The organism is Rathayibacter iranicus NCPPB 2253 = VKM Ac-1602, assembly GCF_003149025.1.
GTDB classification, from domain to species: domain Bacteria; phylum Actinomycetota; class Actinomycetes; order Actinomycetales; family Microbacteriaceae; genus Rathayibacter; species Rathayibacter iranicus.
In genome coordinates, this window is the sequence record NZ_QGDV01000004.1 from 49215 (window position 1) to 65562 (window position 16348).

The window sequence follows — 16348 nt, forward strand, 5'->3', positions numbered from 1 at the left end:
GTCGTTCAGTCGGCGAGCGGGAGCAAGACTACCCGCGAAAGGGCGAGACCCGGCACGCCAGCCGGGTTGCCCAGTGAGCCCGCACGTATAATGATGCGGTCCGTCGCCCGGCGGAGGCCGAGAGCTTGGAGTTCCATGCCCAGCAGTGCTGTGGATCGCGCGCGCGCGATCGTCGACGAGCCTTTCCAGATCGCCGGTACCACGTCGGCCGTCGGTGGCGGCTCTGGCGGATTTCTCGCCTCTCTCGCCGAGATCCTGCGTCACCGCGAGTTGCTCAAGCTACTGGTCGGCCGGGAGCTCAAGTCCCGCTATAAAGACAGCAGCCTTGGCTTCATCTGGAGCCTCGTCCGGCCCCTGATCATGCTCCTCATTTATTACGTAGCAATCGGGCAGATCCTCGGAGCCTCGCGCGGCGTCCCGAACTTCGCGATCTTCGTCTTCTCCGGCCTCACGCTGTGGGGCCTCTTTAGCGAAATCGTCACGGCCGGCACCACCTCGATCCTCGGCAATGGCGGGCTGATTAAGAAGGTCTACTTGCCGCGCGAGATCTTCCCGGTCGCCGCAATCGGCTCGGCTCTGTTCAACTTCGGTGTCCAGTTCGTGGTCCTGATCGCGGGCGCACTGATCACCGGATCGCTGGTCTTCAATCGGAACCTGCTGTACATGGTTCCGGCACTCGCAATCGTGCTGGTCTATGGCCTTGCCCTAGCGCTGGCCCTGTCAGCGCTCAACGTCTACCTTCGCGATGTTCAGTTCCTCGTTGAGGTCGGGCTGCAGATCTTCTTCTGGCTCTCGCCCATCGTCTACGCCTGGAACTTCGTCGTCACCGCATCGACCGGCGCCGGCCACGGCTGGGCCGAGCAGCTCTATCTGATCAATCCGATCTCGAACGCGATCCTCGCCTTCCAGCGGGCCATCTGGGGTGACGGCTCGCGCACCAGCGTGATCGAGGGCACGCCAATCCCGCCTCAGGTCTGGCCCCCGGACATGGAACTCCGCCTGCTCATCGTCCTTGCCGTCGGGGTGGTGTTCGTGTGGATCGGCCACCGGATCTTCCGACGCCTCGAGGGCAACTTCGCCCAGGAGATCTGATCGTGACCCTCACCAGCAAATCCGAGGCCGCACCCGTTTCCGGCGGCGCCCCCACCGTGGTTCGCGTGCGCAATGCCTCCAAGCGCTTCGTGATCCGCAAAGACAAGTCGTTCAAGGAGCGGATCGTCAACTTCGGCCGCGGGCGCAAGCACCGTGACGAATTCTGGGCCCTCCGCGACGTCGACCTCGAGATCCCCCTGGGGTCGACAGTCGGCCTCATCGGAGCGAATGGCTCGGGCAAGAGCACGCTACTCAAGCTCATCGGCGGGATCGTGCAGCCCACCACCGGCACGGTGGAGCGCCGTGGGCGGCTCGCCGCCCTCCTCGAACTGGGCGCCGGCTTCCACCCGGACCTCACCGGCCGCGAGAACGTCTATCTCAACGGCGCAATCCTCGGCCTGTCCAGGAGTGAACTCGACGACAAGTTCGACTCCATCGTCGACTTCTCCGAGATCGCCGAATTCATCGACACGCAGGTCAAGTTCTACTCGTCGGGAATGTACGTCCGTCTTGCGTTCGCCATCGCGATTCACACCGACCCCGATCTCCTCCTGGTCGATGAGGTTCTGGCCGTCGGCGACGAGCCGTTTCAGCGCAAGTGCATGGACCGCATCCGGGCCTTCCAGCGTGCAGGGAAGACCATCGTCCTCGTCACCCACTCGCTGGAGCAGGTCGGCGAACTTTGCGATCGCACGATCGTCCTCGAGAAGGGCGCCGTCGTCTTCGACGGTGAGACGTCTGAGGGCTTGCAGGTCCTCCGCGAGAGCTTCGAGGACCGCCGTGCCGCACGCCAAGAGCGCGAAGCCGCGGCCGCCGAGGCCATCGACGAGCCAACTCCTCAGCTCATCGAAATTCTCGGCTGCCAGTTGCGCGGCGGCTCCCTCGAACATGGCGGCACGGTCGTCCGCAGCGGCGAGTCGCTCGAGTTCGACGTCACTGTGCGCACTAGTCGTCCGGTCGACGACTGGAACATCGGCATGGGCATCGACACGCCGCTCGGCCAGCGCGTCTTCGGCACGAACACCGAGCGGATCAGCACCCCGCTGACAGCCGTCGACGGCGAGATGACCGTCACTTTTACTCTGCCCGACCTGCACCTCGGCGGTGGCAACTACGCCGTGCACGCCTCCGCCGCCACCTTCTCCCAGGGCGAGACCATGCGGATCCCGGTCGCCGCGACCTTTACGGTCGAGCGCTCCTCCGTTCACGACGGCGTTGTCGACATCGACTCGACCGTCCGGCTCAGTCGGCCGTGACCGCGCGGCGCGGTCGCCTCCTCGTCGATGCCACCGCCCTCGCGGCACCGCGACTGACAGGAGTTGGCCGCGTCCTGCTCGGCCTGCTGCGCGCGCTCGACGCCGACGAGATCGCCGAGCGTGTCGATGTACAACTCGTCGTCCCGGCGAGCGAGGCCCGCGTGCTCGAGCGGTTTGGATTCCGCACGTTGCGCCTGCGACCAGTCCCACTCCCCCGGCTCCTCTGGAGCGCCCTCACGCGGCTCCCCGCTCCTGGGATCGATCTGCTGTTGGGCCGCGGAACCTACTTCTTCCCCAACTTCCGCCGCTGGCCGCTCACGCGCTCCCGCTCGCTCACCTTCGTGCACGACGTCTGCTTCGCGGTACTACCGGATTTGGTACCGCAGGAACGCCGGCAACTGCTCGCTCGCTCGGTGTCGCGCTGGATCGGACGCAGTGACCTCGTGCTCACCGGCACGCCGTCCTCGGCGGCCGAAGTTGAGAGCGCACTCGGCGTCGATCCCGCGCGGGTACGGGTCCTGCCGACCACCATAGACACCGAGCTCTTCTACTCGCGCGGGGATGCGGAGGTCGCCCGCGTCCGCGCGGAACACTCGCTCGGCTCCTACCTCCTCTTCGTCGGCTCGATCGAGCGGCGAAAGAACCTGGTGACCCTGGTCGACGCCTACCGCCTCGCCGACCGACCCGGCGGGCACACGCTCCTCCTCGTCGGCGCCGACGGCTGGGACAACGAGGACGTGCACGCGGCCGTGACCCGCGCGGTCGAGGCGGGAGCCGACGTGCGGTTCGCCTCCGCCTATGTGCCGGATGACGACCTGCCCGCCCTCCTTACGGGCGCGGATGCCGTGGCAATGCCGTCCTGGCACGAGGGGTTCGGTCTGCCTGCGCTGGAGGCTGTCGCCTGCGGGACGCCCGTGCTCGCCGCCGATATCCCGGGCCTGCGGGACGCGTTGGCGGGCCGCGAGGACGATGCAGTGTTCACAGCCCCCGGCGACCGTGCTGCATGGACGGTCGCGATCGAACAGGCGCTCCGCTCCCCCCGCAGAGTCGCCGCCCGCCCTATCCCCGGCTGGAACGTCGGCGCCCGGCAGCTCCTCGCCCTCGCCTTCGCCTTCGAGGAGCCGAACCCGCGACGCCGACGCGACAACCGTCGTGCGGCTCCTCGTGCCGGAAAAGGCGAGAAGGAGAGAAGATAGAACCGGGCCGTCCCGCAAAGAGAAGGCCGACCCGGCTCGATTCACTCACTGATCAGGCGTGAATCTTCTTCGTAGCATTCCATCCCGTCTGGTCCACGCTCTTTGCATTCTGCGGCATCTTGAAGTAGGCGTTACCTTCATCCACCTGTGCGTTGTGCACTCCGCGATACGCATTGTAATACTCGCGTTCGTTCGGTGCTATCTCGACCCAGCGTCCTTCGCCGTAGATGGCAATCTTCAGGTAGTCGGGGCCGTCAGAAGTCCGGTTCTGTTCAATAGCCAGCATAATATTTTCTTCCTTCTTGTTTGATATATCCGGAGCGGGAGCCGGCGCAGATTCAGTAAAGTAGTCCCAGAGATTTACACGAGTGCCATCCTGTAGGATCATGTGAACATGCAGGTGCGGATCGTAATAATTCGCAGACCCTTTTCCTGATGCCCCAGACTTCGCGATGACATCCCCACGGGCGACACGGGTCGAGTTCGCGACACCCCGAGATGAGAGGTGCATGTACTGGATCGTCCGCCCGTCATCGAGCCGCAGGCTGGCTGTCATGCCGCCGCTGCCGGAGTAGTTCGATGACGTCGTGACCACGCCGTCAGCATTCGCGAAGACGTCCGCGCCGAGGGGGTAGGCGAGGTCGACCCCGCCAGCTGAACCGCGGCCCAGGTGGTGCCGCCAGGACACGTAAGGGTCCCGATCGTCATCGAGGGCTATCGGGTACGAGAAATTGTTGTCGATCTGGATCATTGGATCCCTCCAGCTGGCATCACGCGATGCATTTCGGCTTGTCGGCGGCGAAAGCCTGAGGCGCCAGGATCATCGAACCGATTCCCAGAGCCCCAGCCACGACAGCTGACCGCCGTGACACGGCAGTAGTGACCCGTATCGCCTTTATCACGCGCACCACATTATTTATCTGCGCCCCATTGTTTTGCGGCTGTGCACTCTTCGTTCTCACTTCTAGCATTGATACTCCATTCTTGTGCGACCTCGCTTGTGGTCGATAAAAGGTGTTGTCGCAGCGCTTCACAGGGTCTCTTGATACAGGACGACGGATACCATCCGCGCTCACAGGCAGGGAGGATGTCCACCGGACTAACCGGCAACGGCGGACGCATCATCCTCGAACAGCGCGGCGGCGGCCCGAACGTCATCGTGTATGGTTTCTCCAATCGTGTGGCGCAAGGCGAGGAGCGATCTCTCCTCGAGAGCACCCGTCTTGCGATTGATCGAAGGAACTTCGCTCGTCACGCCCACGCTGAGCACCGACAGGGGAGCCGGGGGAAACTTCCAACAGTTATTCGCCTTGAGCAGAGAGCTATTCATTCCAGATGAGTCTTGTCTAGCCACGCAAACGTCTTGTCTCGCCACGCAAACGGGGGTCTTAGGGGATGGATCGTGCTTCGTCAGCGAGGGCATCCTCCTGCGCTCGGAACAGACCAGCCGCAAGCGCCGTAGGTCGCTCGGGGAGCGCACCGGCGGGCGCCTCGTGGGCAGGGTGTCCATCGATGACCGGCCCGAGGAGGCGACGGATCGGCGGGTTCCCGGCGCGTGGGTGGGCGACCTGATCATCGGAGCGCACGGCAGGACGGCCGCGATCAGGCTCGTGGACCGGCATTCGCGCTAAGTCATCATCCTGGGCCTGCCCGACGGGAAGGACTCCGACGGCATCGCCGACGCCCGCATCGACCGGATCAGCGAACTGCCCGCGCACCTACGCGGCCCGATGACGTGAGATCAGGGCACCGAAATGGCCCGCCACGCGCAGCTCACTCTCGCGACCACGTTGCCCGTCTACTTCGCGTACCCGCGGTCCCTGTGGGAGCGGCTCTCGAAGGAGAACACCAACGGGCTGATCCGCGAATACCTGCCCACAGGCGTCGAGATCACCAACCATCAGCCCTACCTCGACGCCATCGCCGATGAACTCAACGACCGACCTCGCCCAACCCTCGGCTTCCGAACACCACGCGAGACATTCGAGAAACTCCTCACCGACCACACCGTTGCTTAGACGACTTGACACCGCCGGGTGCTCCCGGGCCCCGGCGGGGCTCGGGAGCACATTCAGTGTGCGATTAAAGTGGCTCGGAGGGTCCCCAACCCGTCGCAGGATCGAAGTACGACTGAGTAAGACGCCCGTCGCTGCCACGCCAGAACACGTTCTCTCGCCCGTTCGGTCGCCAGATTGCGGAGACCGCCGGCGTGGAGATGCTGGAGGTGCCAGGCAAGTCTGAGGGAGCGGACCATTCGGTCGAGTACCAGACGTGCGCAAGATTTCGTGAAGCGTTCCCGTAGAACACGTCGATCTGGTCACCGCTGCCCGTGGAGACCGCGACGGGATCAACGGTCAGACCGGATGCGAGAGCGGATCCAGTCTTCTGCCAGCGGTTGCCGTCGAAGTAGGCCTGGACAAGGTTGCCCGAAGTGCTCCGCCAGAAGAGGTTAACCTTTCCGTTCTTCGCGATAGCGCTCGGTGTGCCTGCGACGTTCTCATCGGCGGGCAGTGCCGCGCTCGAGGACCATCCGTCTGGCTGGCTGTAGACGTGGAGGAGTTGCGCGTCGGGTCCTGCGTAGTACACGTTCACCACACCAGAGGTGGTGACCACCGCGAAGGGGTCGGCGGTAAGACCGGATGCGAGGTTCCCAGCGGCACTCCAGACTCCGCTGATCGCGTAGGCATGCCCGAGTGATCCATTCGACTCGCGCCAGAAGACGTTGACATCACCGTTCTGACGGCGGACCGCGCTGATTCGGCCCGTGATTGAGGTACCCGCTGCGATAGGGGAGTCGCCGGTCCAGTCGGTGCCATTGAAGTAGTTGTGGCGCAGCGTTCCGGTCTGACTCACGTAAAACACGTCGATGGTACTCTCCGAGAGGAGAACGGTCGGCGCCGAGGCAAGCCCGCCGCCCAGCGGGAGGCTCGCACTCCAGCCGCTTTCTCTCTGATACCGGTGGTAGAGCTGGGGATCTTTATCGCTTCCACGCCAGAACACATCCACGCCGGCCGGGTGAGGAACGGCGCTCACCGTGAATCGTGTCGTGTCCACGACGACGGGGTCGGGAGTCGAGGCGGCGTCGAGTCGCGCGTTGATGAAAGGGTATGGATCGACAACCGTTCCGCCGGTGTAACCGGAGGCCGTGGTTGCGATCGTGAGGTGAAGATGGTTCCCCTCCGACTGGTTCCCCGTGTTTCCGACGTTCCCGATGGTCTGGCCTCGAGTCACGGACGTTCCAACGCCGAGGCCGGGATTGATCAAATGGCAATAGCCCGAGAAGTAACCGTCGGCGTGAGAGATGACCACCACGTTTCCGAGTGCCCTATTCCACTCGCTGATGACGACCGTGCCATCTGCGACCGCTGGGACAGCTTCTCCTGCCGGCTGCGCATAGTCGAGCCCGTTGTGCGAGCGACCCGAATTATTGACCGCTGGAGCTTTCGCGAAACCATCGGCCAGATCCGGATTCTTGAAGGGATGACGGTACTGGACGGTGGCGACTGCCTGCGCGGACCGTGGTAATCCGACGAGGCCCGCTACCGCGAGCGCCCCCGCACCCCCCAGTACAAAACGCCTGCCTAGTTGTGCCCGAACGTCATCGCGCATGGTTTCTCCAATCGTCTGGTGTAAGGCGAGGGGCGATCTCTCCTTGAGAGCACCCGTCTTGCGACTGACCGAAGGAAGTTCGCTCGTCACGTTTACGCTGAGCACCGACCAGGGGAGCCGAGGAACTTCCAATGATTATTCGCCTTGAGCAGAGAGTTTCTCACTTCAGATGAGTCTTGTCTAGCCACGCAAACGGGGGTCTTAGGGAATGAATCGTGCTTCGCGATGTCGACCGAACCGGTGCCCCCAAATCAATGACACGTTAGAATATTGGTATGACAATTACCTCGTCGGTCTCAGCGCGCCACCTTGGACTGAGCCGCCCAACGTTTTCTGGACCATATGAGGCTTATGCAAAATCCGCTTGATCAGTCGCCGACGCCGACCAGCCGGATGTGAAGAGCACGCGTCAGGACAGGAGGTGGCTGCTTTTCGCCACCAGCTCGTGAGACAGCATCCGCGATGATTTGACATGCCATTCTCACTGGAGAAAGTAATCTTGGCTGTCGCGGTTCCTCGTCGATGCCCACGCGACCCTAGCGGTGCTTCCCGCCGAATCTGATCGCCACGACCAGCAAGAGGTTTTTCAGTAGCGTGTCACCGGGGATCTTTGACGAGCCGATCGTGCGGTCGAGGAACACGATCGGGATCTCCTTCACGCCTTTCGCCTGCCGCAACGCGCGGAATTTCAACACGATCTGAAAACCGTAGCCGGCTGCATGGATTGTCTCGATGTGCAGGGTCCGCAGCAGATCGGCACTGAAAAGGTTGAAGCCTCCGGTCCAGTCGGTAATCCTCGAGCCGAGGAACAGGCGGGTGTAGAGGTTGCCGCCGCCACTCAGTAGCTTGCGGTCAAGAGTCCAATCAGGCGTTCCCCCTCCGGCGATGTAGCGGGAGGCGACCACGAAGTCGGCCCCCGCGCGCACCTCCCTCAGAAACGCGTCAATGTAATCGGGATCGTGCGAGAGGTCAGCGTCCATTTGCAGCAGGTAGTCGTAGCGCCGCTCCGCGCCAAGGAGGTGGTGGAACGCCCAGATATAGGCGGCACCGAGGCCCTCCTTTTTCTCGCGCGAGAGCACGAGGACCTCGAACGTGTCGGACCCGAGTTCCTGCGCCAGCGTCCGCGCCCTGTCCGCCGTACCGTCCGGGGAGTTGTCGTCGACCACCGCGACCGTGACGTGAAAGTCGGGGTTGCGTGACGCGGCGAGCGCCACCCTTGGCAACACCGTCGCGATGTTCGCGACCTCGTTGTAGGTGGGCACGACGACGGCGAGGGAGCGCATAGACGAGGAGATCCGTTCTTCGGGTGCACCGGGTACCGGTGAGAGCCCTGCGAGTATAACGATCCGGTGACCGCGAGCCTCTAAGGCAGCCGCAGTGGCGTCATGGTAGTCCGCGGACTCTCTCAGGAACATGCCACCGCTCACACGACTACAGCAGGACGGCTCCCGGTTATCATGGTGGACGGTGCGCGGCGATTCACCCCTATATCCGCGCGCCCCGATGGACGACCGTCGGAACCCGACGGTCGGGATCGACACCACAGGGGGACGGGACACCACAGATGAAGAGACTCCTCGACTCGCAGAAGGTCCGCTTCCTCGTAGCAGGCTGCACCAACACCGCGATCGACTTCCTCATCCTGAACGCCCTTGTGCTGCTCCTGCACCTGCCGACGCTTGTCGCGAACGTCTTCTCGGTCCTGGTCGGCATCACGATTTCCTACGCACTCAACCACTTTTTCGTATTCCGCCACCCGGGTCGCGTCTCCGTCGCCACCTTCCTCAAGTTCTTCCTCGTGACGGGATTCAGCTCGCTGGTCCTGCAGTCCGTCATTATTTACGGGTTCGAGGTCTTCTTCAATACCCGCTTCGGCAACTCGCTCCTCTTCCTGCCAAGCTCGGGTCAGAACGCCTTCCTGGCGATCAATATCGCGAAGGCCGTCGCGGTGCTCGTCGGTCTGGTGTGGAACTTCTGCATGTACAAGTTCGTGGTGTTCCGCCGGCCCACGAATGATGTACTCCCCGCGGTCGAAACGATTTCTCCCGCTGCTGTGGCCGTCAGCACTGAGCAGGTCAACATCACCCGCTGAGACGCTCGCGCCCGGAGTTCCGCTCCGACCCCCGTGCTAGCCTCGTCGAGTTCTTCCGACGGTGCCCCCGCCCGCCGATGCCGTACTCCCCGGAGGCTCCCATCGCTCGCTCGACGTTGCCCATCGCGGTGGTGGTCGTCACCCACTTCTCGGGTGAGGTCCTCCGCGCGTGCCTCGAGTCGGTTCCCGAGGCGACCGAACACGACGTGCGGGTCGTCGTCGTCGACAATGCGACCACCGACGACTCTGTACGCCGGGTTGTCGAGCGGATCCCGACGGTCGAGTTCCACGAGACGGGCGAGAATCTCGGCTACGGCGCTGCTGTGAACTACGCGGTCGAGCGGCTCAGCCGGAACGTCGAGTGGATCCTCGTCACGAATCCAGACACCGTCTTCCTCCCCGGTTCGATCGACGCTCTCTACGACGCAGCCGTGGCCGACGAGCGGATCGGCTCGATCGGACCGCGCATCCTCGACTCGGACGGCACGGTGTACCCCTCCGCCCGCGCCCTGCCCTCGCTCGGCACCGGCGTCGGCCACGCGCTCCTCGCGCACGTCTGGCCCAGCAACCCGTGGTCGGCAAGGTACCGTCGCTCCCGCATGGTCGAGACACTCGAGCATGGGCGCCTCGAGGCGGGCTGGCTGTCCGGCGCCTGTGTCATGGTGCGGCGCACGGCGTTCGACGAAGTCGGCGGATTCGACGAACGGTACTTCATGTATTTCGAGGACGTCCAGCTCGGCGACTCCCTCGGGCAACGGGGCTGGACGAACGTCTACCTCGCCGACGCGGTCGTATCCCACCTCGGCGGGCACTCAACGCGCCTCGCCTCGGCACGGATGCTCGCTGTACACCACCGCAGCGCCTACCTCTACCTGGCGCAGAAATACGGTGCCTGGTATCAGGCGCCGGTGCGGGCAGTGCTGCGTCTCGGCCTCGGCGCGCGCGTCGTCCTGATGGGCCTGCGCCCGACCCGCTGACGTCTCGTCGCTGATCAGCGGACGATCAGCGCAATCAGACTCAGGAGGAGGCGTCTAGCGTCGAATAGAAGGCGCGCGCTGCGGCCCACGTGGGCAAGATACCCTGCGCCTCTGCCTCGGCGAGCGATGGCGCATCAGTGTCCTTCGGCGAGAGCAAGAGTTCGCCGGCTTCGGGCGGGAAGCGCAGACCGATCTGCTCGTCAAGCGGGTCGATACCCTTCTCGCGCACCGGATCGAAGGTCGAGTTCACCAGATAGGACACGACGGCGTTCTCCGTCAGCGCGACGAAAGCGTGTGCCAGGCCCTCTGCGATGTAGACCGAGCGACGGTCGACGTCGTCCAGGAGGATCGACTCCCAGCGACCGAATGTCGGCGAACCAACCCGCACGTCGATCACGTAGTCGAGAACTGCACCCGAGAAGCACGAGACGTACTTCGCCTGCGACGGCGGCAGCTGTGCGAAGTGGATCCCGCGCACCGTCCCACGGCGCGAGACCGAGGTGTTGCCCTGCCGAAGGGACAGTGGATGTCCGACCTTCTCGGCGAGGTGGTCGAACCGGTAGAACTCGTAGAAGACCCCCCGCTCATCAGGGAACTGGCGCGGAGTCACTTCGTAGACGTCGGGGATGTCGAGCTCGCGGATCTGCACGGACGTCAGTGTAATGGTGGGGTGTTCCAGTGGCGCGGATCTGTGCACTGCGCGCCACCGGAGGCGGGGTCGGTGCGCCGCCGGTCAGGCGCCGGAGCGCTCGGGCATGATGAGGAGGTGACTTTCCTCATCACGGGCGCCTCCGGCATGCTCGGCACCGACCTCCGCGCCGTCCTCGGCTCCCGCCCCAGCACCGCCCTCGGGCGCAAGGACCTCGATGTCACCGACCTCGACGCGGTGCGCGCCGCCGTGGACGGTCACGACGCGGTACTCAATTGCGCCGCCTATACGCGCGTCGACGATGCCGAATCCAACGAGGAGGAGGCGTACCGGGTGAACGCGATCGGCGCGCACAACCTCGCGCTCGCGACCGCTGAGATCGGTGCAGCCCTCATTCAGGTCTCGACCGACTACGTCTTCGATGGCTCCGCCTCGAGCCCTTACGCGGAGGATCACCCGCGCAATCCGATCTCGGCGTACGGCCGCACCAAGGCCGAGGGTGAGCGGCTCGTGCTCGCCGCGAATCCGGAGCGCGGCTACGTGGTCCGCACCGCGTGGCTCTACGGCGAGCACGGCGGCAACTTTGCCAAGACGATGGTGCGCCTCGCGGGTACGCACGAGACCTTGACGGTCGTCGATGACCAGCGCGGGCAGCCGACCTGGACCGCTGATCTCGCCGCGCGCCTTGTCGAGCTGATCGACTCCGGTGCGCCGGCAGGCGTGTACCACGGCACGAACTCCGGCGAAACGACCTGGCTCGGCTTCGCCCGCGCCGTCTTTGCCAAGGCCGGCCTTGACCCCCAGCGCCTCCGCCCGACCGACAGCGGCTCCTTCGTCCGCCCCGCCCCGCGACCCGCTTACTCGGTGCTCGGCCACGACGGCTGGAGCCGGGCTGGTCTTTCTCCGCTGCGCTCGTGGGAGGAGGCTCTCGCGGCCGCTCCGCTCCAGGTGGTGACCCCGTGACGACGACCCTTCGAGTCGTCGTCGATCAGATGCTCGCCCGCGTTCCCGGCGGCATCGGCCGCTACACCGAGGAACTCACCCGCGAGCTGATCGCCACAGCGCCGCCCGACTGCGAGGTCGAGGCCGTCGTGTCTGCGCATCCGCCCGAGAAGGAGGAGGAGCTGCGGCTGCGCCTGCCGGGCCTGGCCCGCATCCACCGGCTCCCCCTCGGCCGGCGAGAACTCTCACGGGCGTGGCAGTACGGCATTGGGATCCCGGCCGGCGGCGGCATGATGCACGCGCCGAGCCTCTTCGCACCGGTCCGTGCTCACGACGGCAGCGAAGGCGAGCAGATCGCAGTCACCATTCACGACACGGTGCCGTGGACACATCCCGAGACACTGACCCCGCACGGGGCGAAGTGGCACCGCGCGATGGCGAAGCGGGCGCGCAAGCATGCCGACGCGGTCGTCGTACCGACCCACGCCGTCGCCCAGCAGCTCTCGCAGCTTATGGACTTCGGCGACCGCCTCCGGGTCATCGGCGGTGCCGTCGGCTCGGGCCTCGTGCTGCCCAAAGACGCCGACGAGCGCGCCGAGACCCTCGGGCTGCCGCCGGAGTACGTCCTCAGCGTCGGCACCCTAGAGCCGCGAAAAGGCCTCGTGTCGCTGATCGCGGCATTCGGCGCAACCTCGGCCCCCGCGGTCCCCCTGCTCCTTGTCGGGCCGACAGGGTGGGGGGATCTCGACATCGCCTCCGTCGCTGACGAGCAGGGTCTGGATGAGTCGCGGGTGCGCGCCCTCGGAGTGCTCAGCGACGGCGACCTCGCGGTCGTCCTCTCTCGCGCCACGCTCTTCGTCTATCCGAGCATCGCCGAGGGCTTCGGGCTGCCGGTGCTCGAAGCCATGCACTTCGGCGTGCCGGTTGTGCACTCGGACGATCCGGCGCTCATGGAGGTCGCCGCGGACGCGGGCGTCGCCGTGGAGCGCGGGGATGCGAAGGACTACCCGGAACGCCTCGCCCTAGCGATGAGCAGCGTGCTCGCCGACACCGTGCTACGTGAGCGGATGTCTGTCGCGGGACGCGACCGCTCCCGCGCCTTCAGCTGGCGTGACTCCGCCGAGAGGGTCTGGGCACTGCACGCCGACCTCTAAGCCAGGCGTTTTTGCCCGGCCCGGAATGCATCGCCGTCAGCGCGGCGTTTCGGCAGCGGCTCGCGGCCTGTCACGTCCCCGGACGAGGTGTGGCGGGAGCCGACGGTCCAGGCTTATCCGACGGCGGCGGCTTCCAGTCCCGATCCTCCTGCGACATCGAAGGCTCATCACCCGGCTGCACCTCTCCCTCCGCCAAGCGACGCTGATACGAACGATTTAACTCGTCCGAGTCACCACGCTCACACCGCGACACCGCACCAAGACGGTAGCGATTATCCCAGGCAGAAGAGGTGGCAAAGCTCGCGCGGAGCACCGGACCGCCCTCACCATAAACCGTGGGCCACGGGGTTGAATCAGTCACTCGCACGCTCATGCCCAGAGAACGCCAATACTCCGCGATCCGCTGCGCATCCCCATTCAGATCCGCATTCGGGAACGCCCAGTACGTGTAAGCGAACTGTGCACCCTTGCTCCCCGAACCCAACCCGCACACGTCCGCCCGCGGTGAACCCTCCCGCGTCGACCACCCCTCAGCAGGCACCACAGCCGCAGAATCACGCACGAACTCGACCACTCCCACACGATTGTCCTCCGGCGACATTTCTCTTTCGGCGCTGCACGACACGAGAAGCACGAACGAAACCGCCACAGCTACCACCGAGAGAAGCCGTGCCCGGACCTGCCCCTCAACCATAAGAACAATTCCAGGGAGACGGCGTGCGGCCCATCACGTCCCCAGACGAGGCGCAGCGGGAGCCGACGGTACAGGCCCATCCGACGACGGCGGCTTCCAGTCCTGGTCCTCCTGCGACATGGAAGGCTCATCACCCGGCTGCACCTCCCCCTCCGCCTGACGACGCTGATAGGAACGATTCAACTCGTCCGAGTCACCCGGCTCACACCGCGACACCGCATCCATCGAATACCTGCCGTCCCACGACGACGATGTGTCGAAACTCGCGCGCAGTACCGGACCGCCCTCGCCGTAGACGGTAGGCCACGGGGTCGAATCAGTCACTCGCACGCTCATGCCCAGCGACCGCCAATACTCCGCGACCCGCTGCGCATCCCCATTAAAATCTGAATTCGGGAGCGCCCAATACGTATAGGCAAACTGTGCCCCCGTGCTCCCCCACCCCAATCCGCACACATTAGCCCGCGGCGCACCCTCCCCCGTCGACCAGCCCTCAGCGGGCACCACGGCCGCCGAATCACGGACGAATTCGACCACCCCCCGCCGATTGTCTTCCGGCGGAACAGACCCTCCTTCACTGCACGAAGACAGAAGCACCGCCGCAACAGTCACCACGATCACCGACAGCCATCGCCGACGCTGCCATAGCTCAGCCATGAGCAGGAGCCTCCGGCGCACGCTGAGGGACCGGACGCGGAAGTGTCTCCCGGAACGGGGTAGGCGGAGTCAACTTCTCATCCTCCCCACCCAGCGCGAGAGAAACATTGTCGGCGCTTTCCGTGTCCTTATCGAGATACCCCCGATCATCCGTCGAATCACCGGCCACCGCATCATGCTTCGTCACCGGCAGCCCCGCATCACCTCCCGTCTCCACGCCGAACACGTGGGCGCCGAAGGCAGGATCAGCCGGATTCACGCTGTGCCACGGACTGAACTCCCGCCCCATCCACGAAGTTTCATCATCGGGAAAAGAATTACCCCACTTCCGGTCGGTGGCCTGACCTGCATAAACCTTGCCAGCATGCAACTGCTGCGCCGACGTAATCCAATTCCGCAACCCAGCGGAGCCGAGCGCGACAAACGCATCCCTCGTCGTCGTGCCCATCCCAGGATCGGGCACCACACCCCGACCTGTCAGCTGGGACTGACGTCCCTGCCTGCCCAGACGCCGCCATGCTCGCCCATACAACGCTTTCGGCGCCGCGTCTCGGTAGCCCAGCGACGGCTCCCGGCCCGTCACGTCCTCGGACCAGGTGTAGCGGAAACCGACGGCACCGGCCCATCCGACGACGACGGCTTCCAGTCCCGATCCTCCTGCGACATCGAAGGCTCATCACCCGGCTGCACCTCCCCCTCCGCCAAGCGACGCTGATACGAACGATTCAACTCCCGCGAGTCACCCGGCCTGCACCAGGACACTGCACCGAGGGAGTACCTACCGTCCCACGGCGAGTGGGTATCAAAACTCGCACGCAGCACCGGACCGCCCTCACCATAGACAGTGGGCCACGGCGTTGAATCAGTGACCCGCACACTCATCCCGAGAGAACGCCAATACTCCGCCACCCGCTGCGCGTCAGCGTCCCGATCCGAACCAGGGAAAGCCCAATAGTTGTAGACGAACCTCGCCCCCTTCTGACCCCAATCCAGTTCGCACACACTTGCCCGTGGTGAACCCTCCCGCGTCGACCAACCGTCACCCGGCACCACGGCCGCTGAATCGCGAACGAACTCGACCACCCCCAGCCGATTGTCCTCCGGCGACACCTGCGTCCCCGCGCCACACGACGCGAGAAGCGCCGTCGCGAGCACTGCGGACAGCACCGTGCGCAACCACGGCCGAGTGCGCCTCTCAATCACGAGGAGGAACTTCGCGTCGGGGCGGAGGAACGGATTGCGGCGCCGTCAATTCCGCAGGATGAGAAGGCGGAGTGAGGTCATCGTCCAGACCCCCAAGCGCCCTGCTCACATTGAGGACAGACTCCGTGCGTGGGTCGAGATACCCCCGGTCATCCGTGGCCTCCCCGGCCACCGCATCATGCTTCGTCACCGGTAACCCCGCATCGCCGCCCGTCTCGACGCCGAACACGTGGGCGCCGAAAGCAGGATCAGCCGGGTTCACACTGTGCCACGGACTGAACTCTCGCCCCATCCACGAGGCCTCATCGCCGGGAAGAGAATCGCCCCACTTCCGGTCGGTGGCTTGACCGACATAGACCTTGTCAGCACGCAACTGCTTCGCCGACGTAATCCAATTCGGCAACCCAGCAGACTCGAGCGTGACGAACGCGCCCATCCCCGGAGCGGGCGTCACACGCCGACCTCTAAGCCGGGACTGACTTCCCTGCCCGCCCAGACGCCGCCATCCCCGCCCATACACCGCTATCAACGCCGCGTCTCGGCAGCCCGGCGACGGCTCCCGGCCCGTCACGTCCTCGGACCAGGTGTAGCGGAAACCGACGGCACCGGCCCATCCGACGACGACGGCTTCCACTTCCGATCCTCCTCGCTCATCATCACCTCACCACCGGGTTGCACCTCCCCCAATGCACGGCGGCGCTCGTAGGAGAGATTTAGTTCCCGAGAGTCACCCGGCTCGCACCGCGACACCGCACCCATCGAGTAGCGACCGTCCCAAGCCGAAGAGGTATCAAAACTCGCGCGCAGGACCGGACCGCCTTCACCAT

Annotated in this window: 15 protein-coding genes and 1 pseudogene; 8 read left to right on the forward strand and 8 right to left on the reverse strand. The window is 65.0% G+C overall.

Annotation, left to right across the window (positions count from 1 at the left end):
* Nucleotides 1-5: 5 nt before the first annotated feature.
* Nucleotides 6-137 carry a hypothetical protein gene (locus tag B0H03_RS17235; RefSeq protein WP_258062002.1) on the reverse strand — a complete coding sequence of 44 codons (132 nt, stop codon included), beginning with the start codon at nucleotides 135-137 and terminating at the stop codon, nucleotides 6-8.
* On the opposite strand from B0H03_RS17235, the gene B0H03_RS06125 reads away from it, so the two are divergent.
* The 3 genes from B0H03_RS06125 to B0H03_RS06135 are packed head-to-tail and all read left to right on the forward strand — an operon-like array spanning nucleotide 136 to nucleotide 3544.
* The gene (locus B0H03_RS06125) at nucleotides 136-1092 is read left to right on the forward strand and encodes an ABC transporter permease (RefSeq protein WP_104264931.1); all 957 of its coding nucleotides are present in this window, start codon (nucleotides 136-138) and stop codon (nucleotides 1090-1092) included. The two genes, B0H03_RS17235 and B0H03_RS06125, sit on opposite strands and share 2 nt — an antisense overlap.
* Nucleotides 1092-2348, forward strand: coding sequence for an ABC transporter ATP-binding protein (locus B0H03_RS06130; RefSeq protein WP_419956898.1), 1257 nt, complete (start codon nucleotides 1092-1094; stop codon nucleotides 2346-2348). Before B0H03_RS06125 ends, B0H03_RS06130 begins: the two co-directional genes overlap by 1 nt.
* Nucleotides 2345-3544 (forward strand): glycosyltransferase family 4 protein, encoded by a 1200-nt coding sequence (locus B0H03_RS06135; protein WP_104264933.1) that lies wholly within the window; start codon nucleotides 2345-2347, stop codon nucleotides 3542-3544. Before B0H03_RS06130 ends, B0H03_RS06135 begins: the two co-directional genes overlap by 4 nt.
* 52 nt (nucleotides 3545-3596) lie before the next feature.
* On the opposite strand, the gene B0H03_RS06140 is transcribed toward B0H03_RS06135, so the two are convergent.
* Nucleotides 3597-4295 (reverse strand): M23 family metallopeptidase, encoded by a 699-nt coding sequence (locus tag B0H03_RS06140; RefSeq protein ID WP_104264934.1) that lies wholly within the window; start codon nucleotides 4293-4295, stop codon nucleotides 3597-3599.
* Between the two features lie 348 nt (nucleotides 4296-4643).
* The gene (locus B0H03_RS16140) at nucleotides 4644-4874 is read right to left on the reverse strand and encodes a hypothetical protein (RefSeq protein ID WP_127843948.1); all 231 of its coding nucleotides are present in this window, start codon (nucleotides 4872-4874) and stop codon (nucleotides 4644-4646) included.
* An 85-nt stretch (nucleotides 4875-4959) separates the two neighbouring features.
* Here B0H03_RS16140 and B0H03_RS17430 point away from each other — a divergent pair.
* Nucleotides 4960-5562: pseudogene (locus B0H03_RS17430) on the forward strand (IS30 family transposase); the annotation flags it as partial.
* A 64-nt stretch (nucleotides 5563-5626) separates the two neighbouring features.
* Here B0H03_RS17430 and B0H03_RS06155 read toward each other — a convergent pair.
* Nucleotides 5627-7153 (reverse strand): peptidoglycan DD-metalloendopeptidase family protein, encoded by a 1527-nt coding sequence (locus tag B0H03_RS06155; protein WP_104264937.1) that lies wholly within the window; start codon nucleotides 7151-7153, stop codon nucleotides 5627-5629.
* 536 nt (nucleotides 7154-7689) lie between these two features.
* On the reverse strand, nucleotides 7690-8436 hold the full coding sequence (locus B0H03_RS06160; protein ID WP_104264938.1) for a polyprenol monophosphomannose synthase: 747 nt from the start codon (nucleotides 8434-8436) through the stop codon (nucleotides 7690-7692).
* 281 nt (nucleotides 8437-8717) lie between these two features.
* Between B0H03_RS06160 and B0H03_RS06165 the strand changes: the two genes are divergently transcribed.
* The gene (locus B0H03_RS06165; RefSeq protein WP_104264939.1) at nucleotides 8718-9245 is read left to right on the forward strand and encodes a GtrA family protein; all 528 of its coding nucleotides are present in this window, start codon (nucleotides 8718-8720) and stop codon (nucleotides 9243-9245) included.
* Nucleotides 9246-9322: 77 nt separating this feature from the next.
* Complete coding sequence (locus B0H03_RS06170; protein WP_104264940.1) at nucleotides 9323-10222, forward strand: glycosyltransferase family 2 protein; 900 nt, start codon at nucleotides 9323-9325, stop codon at nucleotides 10220-10222.
* Between the two features lie 40 nt (nucleotides 10223-10262).
* Here the strand turns inward: B0H03_RS06170 and B0H03_RS06175 are convergent, their stop codons facing one another.
* Nucleotides 10263-10871, reverse strand: coding sequence for a dTDP-4-dehydrorhamnose 3,5-epimerase family protein (locus B0H03_RS06175; RefSeq protein WP_104264941.1), 609 nt, complete (start codon nucleotides 10869-10871; stop codon nucleotides 10263-10265).
* A gap of 117 nt (nucleotides 10872-10988) precedes the next feature.
* Here B0H03_RS06175 and rfbD point away from each other — a divergent pair, with 117 nt between their 5' ends.
* A complete protein-coding gene (gene rfbD / locus B0H03_RS06180) occupies nucleotides 10989-11834 on the forward strand; it encodes a dTDP-4-dehydrorhamnose reductase (protein ID WP_104264949.1) in 846 nt (281 codons plus the stop codon).
* A complete protein-coding gene (locus B0H03_RS06185) occupies nucleotides 11831-12967 on the forward strand; it encodes a glycosyltransferase family 4 protein (protein ID WP_243411137.1) in 1137 nt (378 codons plus the stop codon). Before rfbD ends, B0H03_RS06185 begins: the two co-directional genes overlap by 4 nt.
* Before the next feature lie 1343 nt (nucleotides 12968-14310).
* Here the strand turns inward: B0H03_RS06185 and B0H03_RS06195 are convergent.
* Both B0H03_RS06195 and B0H03_RS16145 read right to left on the reverse strand, forming a co-directional pair.
* A complete protein-coding gene (locus tag B0H03_RS06195) occupies nucleotides 14311-14766 on the reverse strand; it encodes a hypothetical protein (RefSeq protein WP_104264951.1) in 456 nt (151 codons plus the stop codon).
* Nucleotides 14767-15513: 747 nt separating this feature from the next.
* On the reverse strand, nucleotides 15514-16155 hold the full coding sequence (locus B0H03_RS16145; protein ID WP_127843949.1) for a hypothetical protein: 642 nt from the start codon (nucleotides 16153-16155) through the stop codon (nucleotides 15514-15516).
* Nucleotides 16156-16348: the final 193 nt, after the last annotated feature.

Coding starts and splice junctions, on each gene's coding strand:
- B0H03_RS06125 (WP_104264931.1), top strand. CDS start 136: ATGCCCAGCAGTGCTGTGGATCGCGCGCGCGCGATCGTCGACGAGCCT.
- B0H03_RS17235 (WP_258062002.1), bottom strand. CDS start 137: ATGGAACTCCAAGCTCTCGGCCTCCGCCGGGCGACGGACCGCATCATT.
- B0H03_RS06140 (WP_104264934.1), bottom strand. CDS start 4,295: ATGATCCAGATCGACAACAATTTCTCGTACCCGATAGCCCTCGATGAC.
- B0H03_RS16140 (WP_127843948.1), bottom strand. CDS start 4,874: ATGAATAGCTCTCTGCTCAAGGCGAATAACTGTTGGAAGTTTCCCCCG.
- B0H03_RS06155 (WP_104264937.1), bottom strand. CDS start 7,153: ATGCGCGATGACGTTCGGGCACAACTAGGCAGGCGTTTTGTACTGGGG.
- B0H03_RS06160 (WP_104264938.1), bottom strand. CDS start 8,436: ATGCGCTCCCTCGCCGTCGTCGTGCCCACCTACAACGAGGTCGCGAAC.
- B0H03_RS06165 (WP_104264939.1), top strand. CDS start 8,718: ATGAAGAGACTCCTCGACTCGCAGAAGGTCCGCTTCCTCGTAGCAGGC.
- B0H03_RS06170 (WP_104264940.1), top strand. CDS start 9,323: ATGCCGTACTCCCCGGAGGCTCCCATCGCTCGCTCGACGTTGCCCATC.
- B0H03_RS06195 (WP_104264951.1), bottom strand. CDS start 14,766: ATGGGCACGACGACGAGGGATGCGTTTGTCGCGCTCGGCTCCGCTGGG.